Source organism: Desulfatitalea tepidiphila, from assembly GCF_001293685.1.
GTDB lineage: Bacteria > Desulfobacterota > Desulfobacteria > Desulfobacterales > Desulfosarcinaceae > Desulfatitalea > Desulfatitalea tepidiphila.
On sequence record NZ_BCAG01000003.1, the window covers coordinates 2,558,642 to 2,575,836 of the forward strand.

15 protein-coding genes are annotated in these 17,195 nt (G+C 57.9%); 4 read left to right on the forward strand and 11 right to left on the reverse strand.

Annotation, left to right across the window (positions count from 1 at the left end):
• Nucleotides 1-28: 28 nt before the first annotated feature.
• From DFT_RS15945 to DFT_RS15985, 9 genes are all read right to left on the reverse strand, one after another.
• Nucleotides 29-562, reverse strand: a complete 534-nt coding sequence (locus tag DFT_RS15945) for an HD domain-containing protein (RefSeq protein ID WP_054032137.1) — start codon at nt 560-562, stop codon at nt 29-31.
• 46 nt (nt 563-608) lie between these two features.
• Nucleotides 609-1,355: a DUF6125 family protein gene (locus tag DFT_RS15950; RefSeq protein WP_054032138.1), complete on the reverse strand. Its 747-nt coding sequence runs from the start codon at nt 1,353-1,355 to the stop codon at nt 609-611.
• Nucleotides 1,356-1,570: 215 nt separating this feature from the next.
• Nucleotides 1,571-2,797, reverse strand: coding sequence for a lactate racemase domain-containing protein (locus DFT_RS15955; protein ID WP_054032139.1), 1,227 nt, complete (start codon nt 2,795-2,797; stop codon nt 1,571-1,573).
• A 295-nt stretch (nt 2,798-3,092) separates the two neighbouring features.
• On the reverse strand, nt 3,093-3,692 hold the full coding sequence (locus DFT_RS15960) for a YceI family protein (protein ID WP_054032140.1): 600 nt from the start codon (nt 3,690-3,692) through the stop codon (nt 3,093-3,095).
• A 59-nt stretch (nt 3,693-3,751) separates the two neighbouring features.
• On the reverse strand, nt 3,752-5,104 hold the full coding sequence (locus DFT_RS15965; RefSeq protein ID WP_054032141.1) for a ferredoxin reductase family protein: 1,353 nt from the start codon (nt 5,102-5,104) through the stop codon (nt 3,752-3,754).
• Nucleotides 5,101-5,520 (reverse strand): hypothetical protein, encoded by a 420-nt coding sequence (locus DFT_RS15970; RefSeq protein WP_054032142.1) that lies wholly within the window; start codon nt 5,518-5,520, stop codon nt 5,101-5,103. The genes DFT_RS15965 and DFT_RS15970 overlap by 4 nt, the downstream gene beginning before the upstream one ends.
• Before the next feature lie 22 nt (nt 5,521-5,542).
• Nucleotides 5,543-7,342 (reverse strand): acyl-CoA dehydrogenase, encoded by a 1,800-nt coding sequence (locus DFT_RS15975; protein ID WP_054032143.1) that lies wholly within the window; start codon nt 7,340-7,342, stop codon nt 5,543-5,545.
• An 84-nt stretch (nt 7,343-7,426) separates the two neighbouring features.
• Entirely contained in the window at nt 7,427-7,990 is a 564-nt protein-coding gene (locus DFT_RS15980; RefSeq protein ID WP_054032144.1) for a 4Fe-4S dicluster domain-containing protein, read from the reverse strand.
• On the reverse strand, nt 7,987-10,263 hold the full coding sequence (locus DFT_RS15985; RefSeq protein WP_076750592.1) for a molybdopterin-dependent oxidoreductase: 2,277 nt from the start codon (nt 10,261-10,263) through the stop codon (nt 7,987-7,989). The genes DFT_RS15980 and DFT_RS15985 overlap by 4 nt, the downstream gene beginning before the upstream one ends.
• 239 nt (nt 10,264-10,502) lie before the next feature.
• On the opposite strand from DFT_RS15985, the gene DFT_RS15990 reads away from it, so the two are divergent.
• Both DFT_RS15990 and DFT_RS15995 read left to right on the forward strand, forming a co-directional pair.
• Complete coding sequence (locus DFT_RS15990) at nt 10,503-11,027, forward strand: universal stress protein (protein ID WP_054032146.1); 525 nt, start codon at nt 10,503-10,505, stop codon at nt 11,025-11,027.
• Nucleotides 11,028-11,082: 55 nt separating this feature from the next.
• Complete coding sequence (locus DFT_RS15995) at nt 11,083-12,435, forward strand: sigma-54-dependent transcriptional regulator (RefSeq protein ID WP_054032147.1); 1,353 nt, start codon at nt 11,083-11,085, stop codon at nt 12,433-12,435.
• A 562-nt stretch (nt 12,436-12,997) separates the two neighbouring features.
• Here the strand turns inward: DFT_RS15995 and DFT_RS16000 are convergent.
• Both DFT_RS16000 and DFT_RS16005 read right to left on the reverse strand, forming a co-directional pair.
• A complete protein-coding gene (locus tag DFT_RS16000) occupies nt 12,998-13,798 on the reverse strand; it encodes a sugar phosphate isomerase/epimerase family protein (RefSeq protein ID WP_054032148.1) in 801 nt (266 codons plus the stop codon).
• Between the two features lie 30 nt (nt 13,799-13,828).
• Nucleotides 13,829-15,385, reverse strand: coding sequence for a sigma-54 interaction domain-containing protein (locus DFT_RS16005; RefSeq protein ID WP_235506245.1), 1,557 nt, complete (start codon nt 15,383-15,385; stop codon nt 13,829-13,831).
• 251 nt (nt 15,386-15,636) lie between these two features.
• Here DFT_RS16005 and DFT_RS16010 point away from each other — a divergent pair, with 251 nt between their 5' ends.
• A complete protein-coding gene (locus DFT_RS16010; RefSeq protein ID WP_054032150.1) occupies nt 15,637-15,939 on the forward strand; it encodes a hypothetical protein in 303 nt (100 codons plus the stop codon).
• Nucleotides 15,940-15,967: 28 nt separating this feature from the next.
• A complete protein-coding gene (locus tag DFT_RS16015) occupies nt 15,968-17,185 on the forward strand; it encodes an efflux RND transporter periplasmic adaptor subunit (protein WP_054032151.1) in 1,218 nt (405 codons plus the stop codon).
• Nucleotides 17,186-17,195: the final 10 nt, after the last annotated feature.

A 17,195-nucleotide genomic window follows, 5' to 3' on the forward strand; every position in this document is an offset into this window, starting at 1 on the left:
CCTACCCGGCCCTGTCCCTGACAATCCGCTACCATTTGAACATGGGCAGCGGATCCAGAGGATGGCGTCGCCCCCAGGATAGGGTCAGCCTGATCAGCATGCGATGGAAACCGCACCGCGGAAATGCACCCAGCAGGGCGGACAGAAACGGCCGCTCAATCCGCGTGGGCAACAGGAACAAGCCTACATCCATCCAGTCCGCCCTGCGAAATGCCTCGACGGCGCCTCCGCCGGGCCATGGCGTGGCTTTGTGGTGCTGCCGAATCACCTGGGCAACCTCATCGGCCCAAGCTTCTCTGTCAATGGATGCCAGATAGCCCCGGGCACGTGCAACAGAAGGCTCCAGATAGTCGAAGGTCCCGTCCAGCCATATGCCGACATCGTGGAAGGCCGCGGCCACGGCCAGCATCTCCCGTGTTTCCCGGTCCGCAGCCGCGTAGGTGCAGGCCAGGTTGAAGACCCGGTAGACGTGATGGCGATAAGGATCCAAGGCGTTTCCCAGCCCATGACGCCATTGACCGAAAAGGTGGTCGATGGTCGGATGGTCGGTGATCAGTCGCATGAAGTTACCTGCGGGTGCGCCATTATCGTCAACAGCACCCGGCGCCTCAACCATCGATGCAAAACTTCCAGGCGCAAAACCATTCGTCGGGATGCGCGTCCGGCGGGCAGCCGATGCACTCGGTCCGAATTCTGGGATCGATGGTGCTGGCAAAATAGGGATACTCGACCATCCCAGCGCTTTTGCACGGATAATCGGGTAGCCCTTTGCGTTTGCGGGCGGCCTGAACCCGGCAATTGTTCATCTCGAAGATAAAGCAATGGTCATCGACCTCTTTTATGGATTGCTCGTTGATGAAGGCGTAAAGACGCAGTCCCAACGCTTGTTTCAAGGCCGGCAGTCCGCCGTCGTCCGGCAATTTGAGCAGGGCCTTGATCCGGTGGGCCTCGAAGGGCGAAAAGCGGGTCCAACAGGTGTCGTTGCAGCGTTTCGCGTCGCCCATGCCGAATTTCTTTTCGACGGCCTGGAACCAGATGCCGTCATTGGCCAACCAGTTGACGCTCAGCTTTTCCACCAGATCGAGCAGCGTTTCCCGGGGCAGCGCCTTCAGCGCGGCCGGCACGCCGTTATCGGTTTCGAATCCAAGGGTCTTTCCGAGCCGGTCGATCTGATTGGAAAGCGTGGCATCCCAAACCCGTCCTTCGACCGAGAGGGCCTTATCCAATCCTACCTGGTGGGCGACTTCCGCAAACCAGGCGCCGTAATGAAAAACGATTCTTCTGAACGCGTCGACCACGATATGCACCAAGGCGTCGTGATCGACCTGGCTGATCTCATTTTTGAAAACGCTCATCATACCTCCGGAGAATTAAGTTCGTGCCCATCCACAAATGACCGACTGGTCCGATATCGGCGTTGCACGAAAAATTTAATCCTCGGAATATCGACCACATGCCTGCGGTTAAATTTTTCGTGCGCCTTGATCTCCACCCAATTTGCCTATTTGTGGACGGACACTGGATCAGGTTGTACTGACACACCCACGGCACCATTGCCGCCTGGCGCGCTTCATCGATCGAAATATTGCATGGTCGCATTGGGAATCACCGCCACCGGCGTGCCGGGGCCGAATCTGGGCTGCAGCAGGTCCCGGGTTTGCTTCCAATTACGGGTCCAGGTAATCGCCTCCGGATTGGCGAACCAATCGCCGAAGGTCTTGTCCAGGTGAGACGCCATGATCACCAGATCGACGCCCGGCGGTATAGTGGTCACAGGGTATTGCCGCCCGCCGTAATCGCGACCGAAACGTCCCAGCAGATAGTGGACCACCTGACCTTCGGGGGCATTGGCGATGACCACCACGGTGCCCGACAAATCGGCCAGTGCCCGCATGCCCACCCCTGCGGCGATGGTCATTTCGTTGGCCTTGGCAAAGGCGTTGGCGACGACCAGACGTTTGCCCCGCGGCCGTGGATCGGTGGCGTAATGCGCTTTGGCCGTCTCCACGGCCCTGGCGAAGGCACTCTCCAGACGGCCGGCAAATACGTCGGTGATCAGACCGCGGCCGTTGAAAAGTACCTCGATCTTGAAATCCAGCCCGACCATGCGCGCCGCTTCGGCGATGTTGGCACGCATGATGTTGTTTTCGAATTTGCCCAACCCGGTGGTTTCGGGCGCCTGACGCACCACGTCCAGGTGGTAATGGGTGATGGCATCGATGTGGGCCACGCCGGGCAAGAGCAGTTTGCCACCCCCCGAAAAACCGGTCTGGGCATGCGCCGTCACGCAACCGATGCCGATCTTGACCTCGGCCGACATCACCTCCCGGTTGATCATCACTGGGGTGCCGTAACGGGTCGTGCCCAGGGATATGCAATTTTCATAGGGATTGTGGTTAAAGACACGATAGCGTTCCACGATGGTTGTGCCGAGCTTCTTGCGCAGTTCATGCTGGGTCAGGGCGCCGTGGGTGCCGAGGGCGCACACGAAGGTGATGGCATCTGCCTCGATTCCGGCCGCTTCCAACTCTTTCAATACGATCGGGGCCAGTTCATAGGTCTGGGTCGGCCGGGTCATGTCATCGAAGACAATCACCGCCGAGCGTTTGCCGCGGGCAATCCGGCGAATCGGCGGCGAATCGATGGGGTCAAAAATCGCGGCCTCCATTTGCGCCAACGTCAAAGGCGGCCGTTGGGCGCCGCGCATGGGGCAGAACTCCACATCCCAGTCATCGGGCAGATCGATCTCCAGGGTCGTGTTTCCATACCAGAGCAACTGCGGCAATTGGACCTTCATCCTTGGCCTCCTCACGCCATGGCAACCTGAACGCCTGCCAAAATGTGTCGGGATTCTGACGATTTTTGACCGAAGTCCTTGGTCTAATATCCAGATCAATATACAACCATTTGGATATATTTGCTAAAATTTTTGCAAAAATAGTGGCACAAAGTTTGCTTCAATAATCGACGGAAGCTAACTTTTTCATACACCTTCATCCTCTTCCTTGCGGGCAAGACCCATGGTGGGTCTTGCCCACCTCCTTTTCAGGAGACCCCGACACCAAGGCCCATCGACCAATTGTGGACGGGCATTATTTATCGCTGATCATCTCCAGTGATATCGTCACCGCCACATCCTTGCCGACCACTCCCATTTTCACGAACCGACCGTCGCCCACATGGTATGCCAGACGGTCGATGGTCAATCGCGCGTCAAATCCGGCGACTTGCTGCCCTTTTTGCATGGGGCTCTCCTTGATCCCATGGAACACGAAAGGCACCTCGATCTCGCGGGTCACATCCTTGACGGTCAGATCCCCGACCATGCGGTACTGGTTGCCACCCGCGTGCTTGATCGCCTTGCTTGTGAACGTCATGGTCGGATAGTCGCTCACCGCGAAAAAATCCTTGGAGCGCAAGTGGTTGTCCCGTTTCGTGATTTGCGTATCGACGCTCTGGGTCTGAACGACCACTTCGATGCGGCTTGCCGCCAGATCGTTGGGGTCGAAAATGAAGGTCCCCGAAAAGTCCGCGAAACGACCGCGCACCGTGGAATAGATGTGCTGAATGTCAAAATAGATGCCCGAATGGGCCATATCGAAGCGCCATTCGACTGCCTGCGCCGCCTGGGGGAACCCCACGGCGGTCATGGCACACAACGCCAGGATCATCAAAGCTGTATAACGTTTCATGAGTGACCTCCTTTTTGAATTCGGTAAATGAACCTCCTGTCCGGCCGCTTTCCGGCCGTCTACATTCTGAAGGTTTCTGTCTTTATGGTGTGACGAGGATATCCGAGACGTAACAACAGGTCCTTGATGCGTCTCATGAATTCGGATGGGCCGCATAAGAACACAAGAGTGCCGACCTGATAGGGCCCCACCAGTTCTTCAAGGCGTTCCGGCGTGATCCCTTCCGGCCGACATCCCGCCTCCGCTTGACGGGTGAAGATATGTGTGGTTTGCAATCCGGGCAAGGATCGGTCGAGATTTTTGATCATATCGGGGTGGACCCGGTCCGCCCGGGTGCGATTGCTCCAGATCAGCCTGATCCTGCGCGTGTCGCCCCTATCGGCCAGCGCGCGCAGAATGCTCAGCATGGGGGTGATCCCCACGCCGCCGGCAATGAACACCAGGCGTTCGGCCGGATCGTAGGCGTCCGGACTGAAACATCCGTGCGGCCCCTGTACAAAAACGAGGTCACCCGAACGGACGCGCCCGACGCGGCGAGTCCAATCCCCGGAGCAGCGAATGGTCAGCCACAGACCTTCGGGCCGGACGGGTTGGGAGGCGATGGTAAATGGATGTTCTTCGGCGGAAAGCGCCTCGGATCGAATGCGGATGTAGACGAATTGCCCCGGCAGGTGGGCCAACGGGCTCCCGTTCACGGGCCTCAAGACGAGGGTGACCGCATCCTTGCCGGCCTCGAGGACTTTGTCGACCCGGTGGGGATGAGGTCGCCGCAACGGACGTAAGGCGATCCAGGCCCAGAGCAAGCCAATGATGGCAGCCCCGGCCACAACGACCTGGCGCGGTGGACCGGCGCCATAGCCATCGTTGACGAACAAGAGGTGAACGACGAGCAGCACGGCCACGGCCAACGCGGTGAAACGATGGCCCACCTTCCAATACCCATGGGGGATCCCACCGAAATCCCGGGCCTGGGTCAACAGGGCCGTGGCCGACAGCAGAACCAGCAGGCCCGCGCCGACGATTTCCGGCCAGTAATCGAAGGAAACCGGAATGGCCGCCAGATCTTCCGTGGCAAAAACCAGCAGGGGATGAAGCATCGCCAGTGACACCAGCAGCCAACCGCTCCTTCGGTGCAGGGTGACCAGCCGGTCCTGGGAGACGACACGCGTCAACCCGGGCATGCGCGCCACGGTGATCAGTTGAAAAAGCAGCATGCAACCGGCGGCCATTCCTGCGCTCTTGCCGGCCAGCAGCATGCCCCGGTCGACACCGAACTTGTAAAACAGCGTCGAGGAGGGGTATCGCCACGGCAGCGAGCAGACCCAAACGGCCGTCCATACAAACCCCAGAAGCGCCACCGACGCCAGCAAACGCCGCCGGCCCGGCGCGGGTAGTCGATGAGCGCCACTCATGACACACATCCCCTGGCGGGTGGTGGCAACGCCGGCGAATGGACGACAATGGTACGGCCGACAATCAAACGGACGAAGATCAGTGCAACGCCGACCCAGGCGGCAGATGCCGTGCCAAAGGATGCGAACGGGAGCTCCAGCTGGGCCAGGCCGAAATAGACCAGTGCGAGGGCCTCCAGGCCTGAAATCAACCCGTTGACACAATACCCCAGCCTGGCCCGGCTGGCGGAAAGATAAAGCGGGGTGACCAGCAGGATGGCGGCCAGATCCAAGGGGGCGAACCACCAGTAATAGAGGGAGTGGCCCAAGGGATAATGCTGCATGTGCAGCCAGAAAGCCACGCCGCAGGCTGACAGATGGGCCGCGACAAACAAAAGCCGATAAGCGTTTCGCGTAAGTGGAAAGTTTTCCTGCATGCTCCCGATTCACCCGGGGTTTTCAATCCAGAAAGTAGGTTTTCTCCATCTCCAGGGTAATCGTCTCCCGCTCGGCCAGGCGCTTGGCCAAAGCGCCCGCCTTGGGCAGTTCGTAGTGAAAGAAGTAACGTGCGGTCTGCAATTTGCCCTGGTAGAAATTCGCATTGGCTTTGGATGGATTCCCGGCCAGCCCTTTGACCGCCGCGATGGATTGGAGCAGCCATTGCCAGGCGATGGTGATCAGCGAGAAATAATCTAGGTAAACGGTAGCGTCGGCCAGCATCACCCGGGTGCCCTTTTCCTGCCCCAATGCTTTCAAATCGGCGGTAATCGTTTCGAGCTCCGCGATGGCGGCAGACAATCGATCGGCATAAGGCTTGAGCGCATCGAACGCCGTTGCGGCCGCAATGGTCTTGCGCACCTCTTCGAGGTACAGCGTGAAGGCCCGCCCCTCTTTCATGCGCACCTTGCGGCCCAGGATATCCATGCCTTGGATGCCGGTGGTGCCCTCGTGAAGGGTGTGGATGCGCGTGTCCCGGAAATGCTGCTCGACCGGAAAGTCCTCGCAGTAGCCATATCCACCGAAACACTGAATCGCCTGACTGGTTGAACGAACGCTGGTTTCCGCCGGATAGCTCTTGGCCACCGGAATCAGAAGATCCAGCAGCAGGGCGGCGCGCTCTTTTTCTTCTCCGTCTGCGGCCGTTTCCACGTCGGCATAGCGGCAGCACTGCATGGAGAGCGAAAAGGCGCCTTCCACAAACGAACGCTGATAGAGAAGCAGACGCCGGATGTCGGCATGCTCGATAATCGGCACCTGGGGTGTGGTCGGATCGGACACCAAACGGCCCTGAGGCCGTTCGCGGGCATATTCCAGGGCCGCGTAATAGGCGGCCGACGAGATGCCGATGGCGGCCATTCCGACGCTCAACCGGGAACCGTTCATCATCTGGAACATGTAGGCCAGGCCGTTGTGGGGTTTGCCCACCAGGAAGCCCCGGCAGGCGTTCTTTTCTCCGATGCTCAGCTCGGTGATGGGCGCGCCACGGTATCCCATCTTATGATAGATCTGGGTCACGGTCACGTCATTGGGTGTCAAGCCGCCGGACTCGGACGGTCGTTGATTGGGGACGACGAACAAGGAGATGCCCTTGACGCCGGCCGGGGCTCCGTCGATCTTGGCGAGCATCAGATGCACGACGTTATCCACGCCGTCATGATCGCCGGCCGAGATGAAGATCTTCTGCCCTTTGATGTGGTAGTAGCCTTTATCGGTGGGATAGGCCGTGGTGGTGATGTCTGCCAGCGAACTTCCGGCCTGGGGCTCGGTCAGCGCCATGGTGCCTTGCCATTCGCCATTCAACATCTTCTCCACGTAGGTATCGATCAGCTCCTGACTGCCGAAGGAGGTGATCAGACGTGCGGCCTTGGCGGTGAGTCCAGGGAACACGCTGGATGAATAGTTGGCGGCCGTGAATATGAATTGGCATGCGTCGGCGATCAAATAGGGCAGTTGAGCGCCTCCGAACCGCTCCTCGAATTTGGCCGCGATCCAGCCGCCTTCTCCGAACTGCGCCATGACCTTTCTCACAGAAGGATGGACCCGCACCTTGCCATTTTCCAGAAAAGGCGCCTTGCGATCCATCTCCTCGAAATGGGGATATAATAGATCCTTGCCCAGCTTCATAGCCGCATCCAGAGTCATGTCGAACAACTTTTTGTTGTGGGCGCTGTAATAAGGCAACCGGGTCAGGGATTCGATGTCGAACACCTCGTACAGCATGAATTCAATGTTACGCCTGCTCACATACTTTTTGGCCACGTCGTGCCTCCTGGGGAAAACCATTTAAATTCAGCTTTTAAATTTTATTCTCACTGTCTCAAAATCAAGCATTCACCAGCCATCTCAACAATCGGATTTGGGTTTAAAGCACGCTGACGGTTCGAAACGCTTTAAATACTTGAAGCCAACGGCCGTCAGGTTGTCGCCGTATTTTTCTCTCAGCGCCTCTATCGGCCCCACCTCCAAGGCGAACATGGGGCAGGCTTCCACACAGATCGGTGCTTGTCCCACTTCCAATCGATCGGCGCACAGGTCGCACTTCTGCATTTTGGCCCCGGCTTCGGGGCCGAACTGAGGTGCATGCCACGGACAGGCCTTCAAGCACTTTCGGGGGCACTGATCCACGCCGACACACTTGTCACGATCCACCACGACGATACCATCGTCTTCCCGTTTGGTGATGGCACCCTCAGGACAGGCCTGGACGCAAAGCGGGTTCGCGCAATGGTAGCAAGGCGAGGCCAGATATGCGGCGAACAATTCCGGAAAGGTGCCGCTTTCGATGCAACGCACCCGCATCAGATTCACCGGCCCGGCGTCGATGTCGTACCAATCCTTACAGGCCACCATGCAGGTGTAGCAACCGGTGCAGCGGGTCTGATCGAAATAGATTCCCATCTGGGTCATGACGATTTCTCCTGTTGATTCTGCTGGGTACGTTCCACCTGCACCAGGGCACTGTTCATGGGGAAGGCGCCGCCCGGCGAGGGCTCGTCCAGTGTGAGGGTGTTGGCGCATCCGCCGATGTCCACCCCATCATCGTCCGGCGCGTACCAAGCCCCCTGGCAGACATTGACCACCCCCGGCATGATGCGCTCGGTTACATAGGCGTTGACCCGAATTCGGCCGCGGTCGTTGAAAATATCGATCCGGTCGCCGTCGGTAATCCCTCTACACTGGGCGTCTGAGGGGTGAATCCAAGCCCCTTGGCACTCCAGCGCCTGGAGCCAGGGTACCTGTTCGAGGGTCGAATGGGTACGGATCTTGGAATGGGTAGTGAGCAACTGCAGCGGGTACGTTTGGGCCAGTGGGGTGTCATAGTGTTCACTGTGGCCGAGGTACTTCGGTACCGCGGGAATGCGTGCATTATCCATTTCGGCCAGAAGGGCGCAGTCGATTTCGATCTTTCCGGACAGGGTGGGAAACGATTTGTTTTGCGGATCCCGGACCTGATCCTTGAACGCCACGATTGGTTCGGCCATCTCGATTTTCAGGCCACCTTCGCGCTGCATGGTGTCAAAATCCGGGATATCCTTGCGCCGTGATGCGAACATTCGCAAAATATCCTCGTCGGACATCTTGAAAAAATCGGCAGAAAGACCCAGGCGCGGTGCCAGCTCCCGACAGATTTCAAGATCGGATTTGGACTCGTACAGAGAATCGACGGCCTTGTTAAGGTAGATGTAATAGGGCGAGCCGAGCCAGGGCGGTGCGATGTCGTTGCGCTCCATGAAAGTGTTGACCGGCAGCACGATATCGGCATGCCGGGCAGTGGCCGTCATGAACTGCTCGTGCACCACCACGAACTCCAGGGATTTCAAGGCCTGGGCGCCGCGATTGCTGTTGGGATACTGGTTGAGGCAATTGCTGGCCACGATGTAGGCCATCTTCAGGTCGGCCGGGTAACCACCGGCCCGGCCGCGCAGGATGGCATCCCAGATCTTGCTCTGGTGAATCCGGGCGCTGGTGGCGTTGGTGCCGCCACTCAACTTGTAGAGGCTGTTGGGCCTGGGCAGAGCGCCGTTTTCCACCGGATTGGACGAAGGAATGCCCTTGGACTTGTCAATCTGCCTGGAGGGGTCTTTTTTTATCAGGTGGCCGGTTTCCCGGCTGGAATAAGCACGCATGAACCCGGAAGCGTATCCGCCGTTGATGCCGATGTTGCCGGTGATGGCGCACAACACCGCGGCGCCGCGCGCGTATTGTTCGCCGATGGCCGTTCGGGCCGGCCCCCACCCTGCAATGAGAGCGGAGGGTTTGGATTTCGCGTAGGCCCGGGCCAGATCGGCGATCGTTTGTGCCGGTACCCGGGTGATCGGCTCGGCCCACCGTGGGGTCTTGGCGGTCCCGTCACACTTGCCCAATACATAATCTTTATAGGCATCGAATCCCACGGTGTATTTTGCGATAAAATTTCGGTCAAACAACGATTCGCTGATCATCACATGGGCCATGGCGGCCAGCATGGCTGCGTCCGTACCTGGCCGTATGGGAATCCACTGGTCGGCGAAGGTCGCCGCCGAATCGGTGTAGCGCGGATCGACGGCCACAATCCGGGTGCCGTTTTCCCGGGCCCTGGCCAGCCACAGGTTTGTTTCCGGGTCCCAGATGGTGTTGGCCGGGTTCCACCCCCACATGATGATCATTCGCGAGTTCATCAGGTCGTCGCGGGAGTGTCCGGTGCGGATGGTGCCATAGGTGGCCATAGAGGCGAACAGGGCCCCTTCATAGGAGGGGATACCCCAATAGCGGGTAAACCCGCCGAACTGGGTAAGCAGCAAACCCGGCGCAGTTGGCCCGTGTAGCATGCCCTGGTTGCCCGCCCCGGGCAAAAAAAGAATGGCGCTGTTGCCGTAAATTGTTTTGATGCGTTTGAGGTGGGTGGCCACTACATCGAGGGCTTCGTCCCAGCTCAGCCTTTCAAACTTGCCCGAACCCCGGGCGCCGACGCGGCGCAGGGGGTACTGTAGTCGTTGCGGCGAATAAAGCCTCTGCCGATAGGCCCGCCCGCGCGCGCAGGCTCGAATCTGGGGCGCTTTGCCGGTATCGGATTCGAACCGGATGATTTTGCCGGCTTTGACATGCGCTTTGAGAATGCAACGGCCGCCGCAATCATGACAGCAACCCGTGCTGACAATGGTTGTGTCGCTGTTGTCCATTTCTGGTGACGATTCGCTCATGACGTCTTTCCCTCTTATCCATCGGTCTTTGGAAACGTCTCGATTTGTTTTGGCCTACCATAAAAAGGTTTGGTTTGGCGAGGATGATCTATCCTGAATTAAATCCTTGATCCCCGCATTACGGATGATTAATATGGCTTTCTATTAAATCCCGCTGAAGGGTCATGTTCAGCGCTGTTGAATACCAGCATCGCGATCTCGAGTAGAACAATCAACTCCCATACAAAAGGAACGCTGCCATGGTTCAGAAAATCAAAAAAATTCTATTTACCTCAGATCTTTCCGAGGATTCGGTCGAAGTTTTTCAACAAACGGTAGGACTGGCCTTTCAAACCGGGGCCTCCATTGTGTTGCTGCACGTCATCGACAATGCCGCCTCCGACAACCAGAAGAGGGTGAGCTACCTGATCGACAGCGAGACGTATGAACGTATCCGTAAAGAGGGCCAGGAGGTGGCTAAAAACGTGCTCATCGGAAAACAGAAGTCCCTGCCGATCATTCAGAATGCCATGCGCGAACACTATGGAAAGGCTTCGGATCAAATCACGGGCCCGGACCAGCAGATCACCATCGATGCCATCCATGTGCTGTATGGAAATCCGGCCGAAAAAATTGTGGAGGTCGCCGAGACGTTCGATTGCGACCTGATCGCCATGGGATATCATAAAAAAGGATCTATCCTGAAGGCGCTGGCGGGCCGTGCCGAAAAAGGCGTCATGCGCAAGAGCAGAAAACCATTGCTCCTGGTGCCGCTCGAATCTTGATCATCGGGAACCGTTGACCACCTGAAACGTTGCCCGGTCACGGATGGCGAAGGGTATGACATCCAAATCGACCATTTTGATCATTGACGACGACCATTTTGTCACTGAATCGTTGTCCGAATTTTTAGGACTTCAATCCTACCACGTCATCGTCGCCCAGGATGGCAAAACCGGCCTGAAACACTTTGAGATGTATCACCCGCCGATCGTGTTGCTGGACCAGGAACTGCCCGACAAAAACGGGCTCGACATCTGCCGGGAGATATTGGACCTTGACCCTTTCGTAAAAGTCATCTTCATTACGGCCCATGCTTCCATTCCATACGCGGTGGACGCCATGCAGAGCGGTGCGTTCAACTATCTGCCCAAGCCGTTTTCCCTGGAAGAGCTGCTCATATCCATCCAGATGGCCGCCAAGAGCCTCAAGCTCGAAGGCAAAATAAAGGTTCAGGAATACGAAAACAAACGCAAACGGACCGAAACGAAACTCATCGGTCATTCAGATGCGATTGCGCAGCTGCGCGGCCAGATCAAACTGGCGGCCGCATCGGATGCAGCAGTGTTGGTCACCGGCGAAACCGGGGTCGGTAAAAACTTGATCGCCAGGGAGATCCATCGGCGTCAAGGCCGGCGGGAGCCCTATCTGACTATCAATTGCTCGGCGATTCCCGAGAATCTGATCGAATCGGAATATTTTGGATATGAAAAAGGGACCTTTACCGGTGCGGATACCCGTCGGGAAGGCATTTTCGAACTTGCGGACGGCGGCACCCTGGTTTTGGACGAAATCGGCGATATCCCCTACCACCTCCAGAGCAAACTGCTGTCTGTGCTCGAAGAAAAGCAGGTCCGTCGAATCGGCAGCGCCCATCCCATCCACGTCGATGTGCGTATCATCGCCTTGACCAACCGCGACCTGACCCAGGCCATTCAGGAAAAACTATTTCGGGAAGACTTATATTATCGATTGGCCGTCATTCACATCAAGGTTCCCGCGCTGCGGCAGCATATCGAGGACCTCCCTGCACTCGCCCGCCATTTTACAGCGAATTTCTGCGGCGGCGAGGTGGACTTGTCAGAAGAACAACTCGGGAGGCTTGCGGCCTACCCCTGGCCGGGAAACGTACGCGAGCTTCGCAATATCATCGAGCGGGCCTCACTCCTGCGCCAGGGCAACGGCATCCGGCCGGCAGAACTCCTATCCGCCGCTGACCCGGGATCATTGGGTGTCATCTGTAAACCGACACCGCCCCCCACTGCACTCGACATCACGCCCCTGGAGAATGTTATCCAGCAACACATCGCGAGGACGCTTCAGGCGTGCGGGGGCAACAAGAGCCGGGCCGCAAAACATCTGGGCCTATCTCTCTCTACATTGAAACGCAAGCTCAAATCCTACGACAATTAAGGGCCACAAATCGGGTCAAAATGGTCCAATGGTTCATTTTGGCCCGATCTTTTTGACCCATCACACGGACGAGCCGGTTTCAAAACCCAATCCTGATAAATATTTATATTAATTATTTTCAATTAGTTATGGATTATTCGGATCAATATGGATATAATGGCACGCCTTTCGCTTGCAAGACCTCAAGAAAATGAGCCGCTACAATTTTAAGAGTGACAGACGATACCCCGAATTTGAGCTGAAGTTGAACCGAAACGGTCATACTGGTCGAATGCGATACCTGGAACTGAAGCGGAACTGAGCGGTAAGCACAACCTGGAATGCCTGCTGAAATCGATGTTTCAAACGCGCCATCCCATTGCGACGAATGCACTGTACTGAACCGACGATTCTATCTGAATGCGCCCACACCCGTTGATGCTGACCTGAACCTGATTCTCGAGCGCCAAAGGAGTTGATGTAGCGGCTTCTTTTTGGGTACCGCAAGTAGAGCGCACCCTCCTCTCTTTGCGACGCCTGCTTAAAAACAGCATCCCCCTGTCCAACAGGGGGATGTTGTTTTTTATACCGTGTGGGCCTCAAACAATTGAGCGAGTTTGCGCCGGCTGATGTTCAGGTACGTCCTGTCTTTCGTAAAAACCTCCAGCGTCATCGTTTGATCGTAGCCGATCTTCTTCAACGCCGACACCACCTTCTCAAAATCAATGGTTCCCGCACCGATCGGCAGATGATCGTCGTCGCGGCCTCGATTGTCACTGGCATGGACATGACCGATCCGCTCCGAAAATCGATGGATAAAGGCCAGGATACCCTCCGTGCCGCGGCCGATATGGGCGTGCCCGGTGTCCAGGGTCAGGCGTGCGCCGGGAAAGTCCCTGAAAACCTCATCGAAATCTTCAGGCCGAACCAGGGAGAGCGAATTGGGAAACATGTTCTCCACGCACACGGTCAGCTCTAATCGATGGGCCTCTTCGAGCAGGCGCGCCATGGCGGCGGCAGCGTGCTGGGTCGCCAAATCCCTCATCATGGCGCCGAGCCCGTGGATGAAACTTGGATGCAGCACCACCTTGAGAGCCTGGAGCTCGGCGGCGGTTTGCATGGATTCGATGGTCTCCCGGATAGAAGCTTCCCGAATGCTTTCGGTCAGGTCCGCGGTGGAAACAAACGTGGGCAGATGGCAGACCAGGTCCATCCCGAATCGCTCCAGCGCCTGCTGCAGCGCCTTTCTTTGCTGCCGGATCACCGCATAGTGGGCATAGGGAGCATCCATGGTGATCTCCACATAGTCGAATCCAAGTTCACCGAGCGCCGCCACCTCATCCAGCAAGGGGCGAAACGGAGCGTTCATGGCACCATAGCGCATGACCGGGGGCCTCCTTTCGTAGGGTGTTGTCTACTTGATCGCACGTTTCGTCTGCGAAGGGCGGATATTGAGCTTGCGCATCTTCCCGCGCAAGGTGCTCGGGTGAAGACCCAATCGTTCGGCCGCGCCGCCGGCGCCGATCACCTTGCCGTTGCTCAGCTTCAATGCGTTGCGGATCATCTGCGCCACGGCTTCGTCGAAGGGCAGAACCTCTTCGCTCCAGTGGGTATGGGTGCCCCTTTCGGGGTGAAAACCGGCGATGGGATTGAGGTCGAGGGACAGTATCTTCGATGCCGTGGCCTGGGCCTGTATCAAGGACCGTTCGATCAAGTTTTGCAGTTCACGCACATTTCCGGGCCAGGGGTAGTGCTTGAGGGTATCCACGGTGCCTGGCGGCACCCGGACATCTTTGGCGATCTTCATCTCACGGCATTTTCTGGAGATCAGATGATCCACAAGAGGGGGAATATCCTGGGGCCGCTGGCGCAACGGCGGAATCATGATCGGAAAGACATTGAGCCGGAACCACAAATCCTCACGAAACCGCCCCTGATGGACCATCTCCTCCAGATTGCGATGGGTGGCGCTGATGATGCGCACATCCACCGGCAGGACCTCCGTGCCGCCCACGCGCTCGATCTCCTTGTGCTGCAGCACCCGCAACAGTTTGACTTGCGCCTCGCGTGGCAACTCGCCGATTTCGTCCAGAAAGAGCGTACCGCCGTCGGCCCGCTCGAACCGACCGCGCTTCTGGGAAACGGCCCCCGTGAACGCCCCCTTCTCGTGGCCGAACAGCTCGCTGTCCAGCAGGCTCTCCGGCAAACCGCCGCAGTTGACCTTCACAAACGGGCCGTCTCTGCGCGGGGAGGCGGTGTGAACGGCGTTGGCCAGCAACTCCTTGCCCGTGCCGGTTTCTCCCAGGAGCAAGACCGGGCTTTCCAGGGGCGCCACCTGGCAGATCATCTCCATGACCCCTTTCAGCCCGAAATCGGCACCCACGATGGTGTCGCCCGAAGCGTGGCGCAACTCCCGGTGCAGATACCGGTTGTCTTCCTCGAGCATCTCTTTGAGCCGCAGGGTCTCTTGATGTTGCAGGCCGTTGGCCAGGGCAATGGCAAACGGTTCGTTGAGCCGGCTCATCATGCGGGCATGCCGTTCATGATAGCGGTGACTGCCGCGGGCCGCCAGAACGAGTTTTCCGATGCGCCGCTGTTCGACCTCCAAGTCGGTATGCAGCAGCGAGACGTCCTCGGGCCAGACCATGCGTACCAGGGGCGTCACTTCGGGCTCGATCGTACGCAGATCGTTGACCACACCGAACTTGGCCTCGGCCCGCCAATCGGTCATCAGCCGGTCGATGGCGCCTTCGGGAACGGCGATGGTTTCCGGTATCCGGGGCCAGCCATCCGGAACGATATGAGCGAGGGTACGCATCAGGTTCAAATCCGGATCGAACAGACCAATATGCAGGCCGTCGGCCGGTAACACCTCATGGAGAAATTCCAGGGTCCGGGTCAACGCCCGCTCGAGATTCAAACTGCTGCAGATCCTCAGTGTCGCTTCACGGAAAAAGATAGTATCGTCCACAGGCGTGCTTCCTCCCTCGTTGGTGATCCACATCGTCACATTTGACACATATTAAAACGGATGTCAAATATGACATCAAAAATCGGTTAAATTTGACATTTCCTCACCTCTTGCATTCATATCATTCTGTATTTCATAGATATATAAAATGGCATCCCGCATGCATAGGCTTATCCGCTCGGCCGGTGCTCACCGGTCGCACGACGAGATCGGCCGCCCCCGAAATGGCGGCTCCAATTAAGAGGTATGCCATGCAGTGGATCGAAATCATACACGTCCGTGCCTTCAACGAGGCAAGCAAAAAAAATGCGCTGGCCCTGGCTCGGGAACTGACCTTCAACGGTAAAACCCAGGCCTTGACGGCCGCAGCGCTCTGGATTCGCTCGGATCTGCCCACCGATATCAGCGTGATGCTGCGCTGGATAGAGGATGCCAAAGACCGGGCGTATTCCCAGGTCGGACTGCAGCTGGCCGAGGATTTCAGCCATTTTGGCTGGGTGACCCACTCCCTGTGGCAGGATGGCGGGTTGATGGTGGAATCGGGCGCACGCTAACTTTTAATTCTTTTCCGGGAGAAGTTAAATGGCACTGAATACCTATCGCAATGAACCCCTGCAATGGATAGCCGTTCTGTTGCTGTTCGCCGCGCCAATGGTCTGGTGCGGTTGTGACCGGGACAAAGGACGCCAGTCAGGACCTCCGCCCGTCCCGCAGGTCGGCACGGTCACCATTGAACCGCAGTCTGTCGAGTTGACCACCGAGTTGCCCGGACGCACTTCCGCCTACCAGGTGGCCGATATCCGACCCCAGGTGAACGGCATCATCCAGAAACGGCTGTTCAAAGAGGGCTCGGATGTCAAAACCGGCCAGCAGCTGTACCAGATCGATCCCGCTCTTTTCCAGGTCAAGTACAATTCGGCCAAAGCGTCACTGGCCAAAGCCCAGGCCAATCTGCCATCGATCCAGTCCAGGGCCGAACGCTACCGCGAACTGATTGCCGACAGGGCGGTCAGCCAGCAGGACGTTGACGATGCGGCCGCGGCCCTGGAACAAGCCAAGGCCGACATCGCGTATTGGCAGGCGGCCGTCGAAGCGGCGCGCATCGACCTGGCGTATACCCGCGTCAACGCACCCTTTTCAGGACGCATCGGCCGCAGTCATATCAAAACCGGAAGCCTGGTAACCGCCTATCAACCCCAGGCGCTGGCGACGTTGCAGCAGCTTGATCCCATCTACGTGGATGTGGTTCAATCCTCGGCCGAACTGCTGCGCCTGAGGCGCAACCTGGAAACCGGGCTGCTCAGCAGCGAAGCGGCCAGCCGCAAGAAGGTGCGCATCGTCTTAGAAGACGGCACGCCCTATCCCCTGGAAGGCACCTTACAGTTCTCCGATGTGACGGTGGACCCCACGACCGGCTCCTACTCGCTGCGGATCATCGTCCCCAATCCGGACCATATCCTGCTGCCCGGCATGTTCGTGCGGGCGATCGTCAGCGAAGGCATCGCCCCACAGGCCCTGCTGGTGCCCCAACAGGGCGTGAGCCGCACGCCCAAGGGAGAACCGGTCGCACTGATCGTCGACCCGGACAACACGGTCCAGCAGAGGGCGTTGACGCTCGATCGCGCCATCGGAGACCGATGGCTGATCGCATCGGGTTTGGCGGCCGGAGACCGGCTGATCATCGAAGGGATGCTCAACGTCCGGCCCGGTGCCAAAGTGGCCCCTGTTTCCATGGACAAAACCGGCGAGAAATCTGAAACGAATGCCGCAAGCGGCGCACCCGCGGGGTCGAAGAAGTAAAGGAGTCCCA